The 4,668-nt window shown below is 58.6% G+C and carries 4 protein-coding genes and 2 pseudogenes; 3 read left to right on the top strand and 3 right to left on the bottom strand.

What is annotated here, in order from left to right; genetic code table 11:
- Nucleotides 1-138 (bottom strand): annotated as a pseudogene (locus AC1DUU_RS23605) (DNA polymerase ligase N-terminal domain-containing protein); the annotation flags it as partial.
- Nucleotides 139-401: 263 nt separating this feature from the next.
- On the opposite strand from AC1DUU_RS23605, the gene AC1DUU_RS23600 reads away from it, so the two are divergent.
- The 3 genes from AC1DUU_RS23600 (at nt 402) to AC1DUU_RS23590 (ending at nt 2,355) form a co-directional block, all read left to right on the top strand.
- Entirely contained in the window at nt 402-1,577 is a 1,176-nt protein-coding gene (locus AC1DUU_RS23600; protein WP_476785812.1) for a zinc-dependent alcohol dehydrogenase, read from the top strand.
- A 255-nt stretch (nt 1,578-1,832) separates the two neighbouring features.
- Complete coding sequence (locus AC1DUU_RS23595; RefSeq protein WP_476785811.1) at nt 1,833-2,138, top strand: hypothetical protein; 306 nt, start codon at nt 1,833-1,835, stop codon at nt 2,136-2,138.
- A 10-nt stretch (nt 2,139-2,148) separates the two neighbouring features.
- Entirely contained in the window at nt 2,149-2,355 is a 207-nt protein-coding gene (locus AC1DUU_RS23590) for a KTSC domain-containing protein (protein ID WP_476785810.1), read from the top strand.
- Between the two features lie 544 nt (nt 2,356-2,899).
- Here the strand turns inward: AC1DUU_RS23590 and AC1DUU_RS23585 are convergent.
- A pseudogene (locus AC1DUU_RS23585) lies at nt 2,900-3,163 on the bottom strand (phage integrase central domain-containing protein); the annotation flags it as partial.
- 5 nt (nt 3,164-3,168) lie between these two features.
- Nucleotides 3,169-4,257, bottom strand: a complete 1,089-nt coding sequence (locus AC1DUU_RS23580; protein WP_476785809.1) for a sensor histidine kinase — start codon at nt 4,255-4,257, stop codon at nt 3,169-3,171.
- Nucleotides 4,258-4,668: the final 411 nt, after the last annotated feature.

Below are 4,668 nucleotides of genomic sequence, written 5' to 3'. Positions count from 1 at the left end.
GTGCAGGCGCGTCGCATCATGTTTCTGGATAACGAAGCGCCGGCGGTTCGAAGGCTTGACCGACTCATGGCCGCTAGGCTCCTGGGTCTTCTTGAAATCGCGTTTTGCTTTGTAGCTAGTGAGCTTATCGTGCGCCATTGCGTCCTCGATCGGGAAACACATTGTTCCTCACCAAAATGTCACAGGGGAGAACATGTTCCGCCTACGCAGCACTGGTCAATCGGCTGCCTCCGCAGTCACAACGGTCTGACCGCCCTATTCTCTGGTTAGCCGTTTCGGGGCGACGCTGCTTCGGCCGGTCGTCGTCGCCGTCGTCGAGCTCGACCCACTCGCACGATTTTTGCGCATCAGGGAACTATAGGGCGCACAGAACGTAGAGGTCTGATCAGCGAGAGGTTCCGATGCGCGCACTGACTTGGCACGGCAAACATGACATTCGGTGCGAGAGCGTCCCAGATTCCACTATCGAGGACCCGACGGATGTGATCATCAAGGTCACCTCGTGCGCCATCTGCGGCTCCGACCTGCACCTCTACAACGGCGTCATCCCTGATATGCACAGCGGCGATGTTCTCGGGCACGAGAATATGGGAGAGGTTGTAGAAGTCGGATCGGGTGTCTCTAACCTGAAAGTCGGCGACCGGGTGGTGGTGCCTTTCGTCATCGCCTGTGGCGAATGCTTTTTTTGCAAGCGTGGTGCCTTCTCCGGCTGTGAGCGGTCCAACCCGCAGAAAAGCAAGAAAAAGGCCGAGACGATGTGGGGTCATTCGCCAGCTGGCCTGTTCGGCTACTCTCACCTTCTTGGCGGATTTCCAGGCGGCCAAGCGGAATATTTGCGCGTACCGTATGCTGATGTTGGGCCGATCAAAGTGCCGGACGGCTTAAGCGACGAACAGGTACTGTTCCTTTCCGACATCTTCCCGACCGGCTACATGGCGGCGGATTTCTGCGACATCCAAAAGGGCGACACGATCGCCATCTGGGGCTGCGGGCCGGTGGGACAGATGGCAATCCGAAGCGCGTTCTTGCTGGGGGCAGAGCGCGTTATCGCGATCGACTCGGTTTCGGAGCGGTTGGAACTGGCGCGGGCTACAGGCGCGATCACGATCGATTTCGTGGATGAAGACGTCTACGACCGTATCCAGGAGCTCACGAAGGGCCGCGGAGCTGATGCCTGCATCGATGCTGTGGGTACCGAGCCGCTTGCAAATTCCAACTTCTACGCGATCGTCGACCGGGTGAAGGTCGCTACATTTATGGGCACCGACCGGCCTCACGTCTTACGCCAGGCCATACACTGCACGCGCAATTTCGGCACGGTCTCCATTGTCGGCGTGTATGGCGGCTTCCTTGACAAGATCCCTTTCGGCTCCGCCATCAACCGGGGATTGACCATGCGCATGGCACAGACGCCGGTCCAGGGTTATTTGCCCAAACTGCTTGCTCACATTGAGAACGGCGACATCGACCCGTCCTTCGTTGTTACCCACACAGCGAGCCTCGAAGAGGGTCCAGATCTCTACAAGATATTCAACGACAAGAAGGACGGCTGCATCAAAGTCGTCCTCAAGCCCTAGCGCCGGAGCGATCACGGCGGCGCTTTGGCCGCGGCGACGGCCAAGCCTGTGGAGCAGGCTCGCATCGGCTTGGAAGGTTCGCAGCTCAAGCGGTAAAAAAGGTCATCGAGGATGCTCGCCACTCAGCGGGCCTGATGCGGTAGGGTAGCGCGCAAGTCGCCGGTTCCAGTGGCTACACTCGGTGAAAACGAAGCCCTTACACAACGGAACGCATGGGCTTAGCAATCGTTGAATGCTTTTCAGCGAGTGGCCGCCATGCACCTTTGCCAAATCCTGCTTCCCCGCGCCGACAATGCCGGCAAGCCATTCGCGCGGGAAGACTTTGAACGCGGGAAGGAAGAACTGGCGAGCCGTTTTGAAGGCGTTACGGCTTATCTTCAGGCACCAGCGGAGGGTTTATGGCGGCAAGGCGCGGAATCCGACAGCGACGACATAGTCATCTTCGAGGTGATGACGGAGGAGATCGACTTGTCGGATTGGCACAGCCGACGCTCCGATCTCGAACGCCGGTTCCGGCAGGACAAGGTTATCATCCGCTACATGCCGATCGCACTGGTCTAGCGAAGTCGTCATGCCGTCGTCTTCGATTCGCAGGAGCGAGTATGATCCCGAGACCCGGATACTTTCTGTGTGGTTCGTCGCGAGCGGCAAACGCTATGACTACGAGGCTGTTCCTCAGGAAATCTATCATGATTTCCAAAGCGCCTTTGCAAAAGGTCGCTTCTTTAATGACCACATCCGGAATCGTTTCCGCTACCAACTGATCTCGGACGAATAGCGGATGATCGGAACCCACACTCCGCGCCCGCCTCGGAGTGTACCGAGCCGGCAGGCTTCGATTCCGGCAGAGCAGATCCGTGAGCCCGCTGATGCCATCTAGGCGGCAATCAAAGCCACAGCTCGCCACGAGTGTGCTTCCCCAACAGTCGTTTGGCGGGGCGGCTCCCGCTTCTTGTCTACGGCCCAAATTAGTTTGCCCGTTTTGATGCCGAATGCGCACATGCCAGCCGATCAAGGGGTCCGACCCGGCTATAGGTCTAGGAAGAGAAGCGAATGGCCTACTCCCGCGCGACGTCGTAGCTAGGCTTTCTAGATGAAAATTCGTGGAACGCAGCTGAGTGCCAGACCAGCCAGCTGCCGAGAGCCCCTCATTTTACCCCTGCAGCGCAACTCAGGGCCAGTAAGGGGCCGCTGTGGGGCCGAGAACGGACGGGCAGCTTACGGGATCGTGTTGTTGGGAAGCGGCCGTTTCGGTCGTCGACCTCAAGTATGCCATCCCGGGCTGGCCGGACCCGTCGGCCTGGCAGGCTGCAGCGCAGCTAACGATCTCGCGGCACGAAATGGGCGATTGAAGCGGGACCAACATCGTCTGCGGGGTTGGAAATCTTCTCCCCGTGCAGATAAATCTGTTTGAGGATATCTCGGACATGGATTGCGGTTGCCGGCGCACCGCGCTCGACAATCTTCACGCAATGCGCACGCAGATCGTCGGGCGTGATTTCGGTGAGCAGGCGGTTTCGCCAGATCGGCAACAGATCACGCTCGAAGATTGAGCGGCGCATCGAGCGTGTGCTCTCCGCCATTGGTGGCGTCAGTTCGCTGCGGCAGCAGCCGACCGTTTGAAAACGATGGCTACCCTGGTTCCCTCCGTGGCGCTTGAGTTGACGTCGAATTCCGCCTTGGCGTTTTCAGTCAGCGAGTGAGCAATCAGCGCCCCCAGCTTACCATGCTTGGGCCAGCTCTCCCCTTCAGGCAGCCCGATCCCGTCGTCCGCAACGATGATCCTGCAACCATCGCCGTTGACGATGCTGTGTAGGGTTATTGTACCACCGTCACGCCCGCGGAAGGCATGTTTAAGCGCATTGGTCAGCAGCTCGTTTACCACCAACCCTGTCGGCATGGCGACGTTGATAGAGACCGGATAGGTATCAACCTTCATGTCGAGTCGAATACCCTCGACCGCATGCGAGGTCATCACCGCTGACGCGATTTGGCTGAGATAGACCCCGAGATCCACCTCTTCCTTCTGCGCGTCAGCAGACAGCGTCTGGTAGAGGATGGCGAGCGCGTCGACGCGGCCGGCGAGCCTCTCGAAGCGCTTCTGGTCCGGCTCTGTGGCATTTCGGGTTTCCAGACGGATCAGCGCGGTGATCATCTGCAAATTGTTTTTCACACGGTGCTGCAACTCGCGCAGCAGCGTGTCCTTTTCGCGCACGCGCTCTTCGACCGAGCGCGTATCCTCAGTATCGCCATGAGCCGACACGTCGACAAGCGCCACCAGCCGAAAGCAGATCTTGCCGTTGTCGTCCTCGATAAGATTGGAATAGACGTCAACAAGCGCCTGCTTATCCGCGTCGCCCTCAAGCCGGAAGGTGCCCACGAAATCGGTTTCCTCGATCACGGCCTCGGCCAGGGGCCGGTCCTTTTGCTGGTGGAGGCCAACGCCGGAAAGTGCGGACCAGTTTTGCCGGGTAAGGCCGGACGCCGTCAGGCCCGAGAGTTTTTCAAATTCCGGATTGGCATAGACAACGCGCTCCTTCGCCTTCAGGTCTGAGACCGCTATGGCAATCGGCACTTGGTCGAGGAATTTCTTGAATTGTTCGCTTTCCAGCGCAGTGGCAAGGTCAGGTGTATCAAGCAGTTGCTCGACAGCCTCGGCTTTATCTGCATCGGATGTCATCTGCGGCGCCTGTGCTGGAAATAGGCGACATCAATACCAGCGATACGTTACTCCCGCTATTGCCAAAGCAAAAGGCGGAAAGGCCCCCGGTCAGATTAGGAGGCCTGGTGTCGCGGAGCGGCAGGACCATTGTGAAATGCAGGCCCAGGCGGTTCAGTTCGACTTTTCCGTCGCATTGCAGGACAATCGTGGAAGAGATGCGCGGGATGGTCCAAATCGAGCGCTCCCATGTCACTGCGGGTTAGAGAGAACGACTAAAAAGGAACTTCCCAACGGTGGCCTACACGCTGATTTGGTACGGCAAACAGGGCATTGTCGAAAAAGTGCCGTTCGACGCCGAGAAGGCCGCACGGGAGCACGCGCTGCCTGCCTTCTCCGGTAGAAAGCACGAAGGTATCGTAGCGGTGGAGG

It is taken from the genome of Aminobacter sp. P4_H6_2, from assembly GCF_056400805.1.
This window is presented reverse-complemented; position numbering and strand designations above follow the sequence as displayed.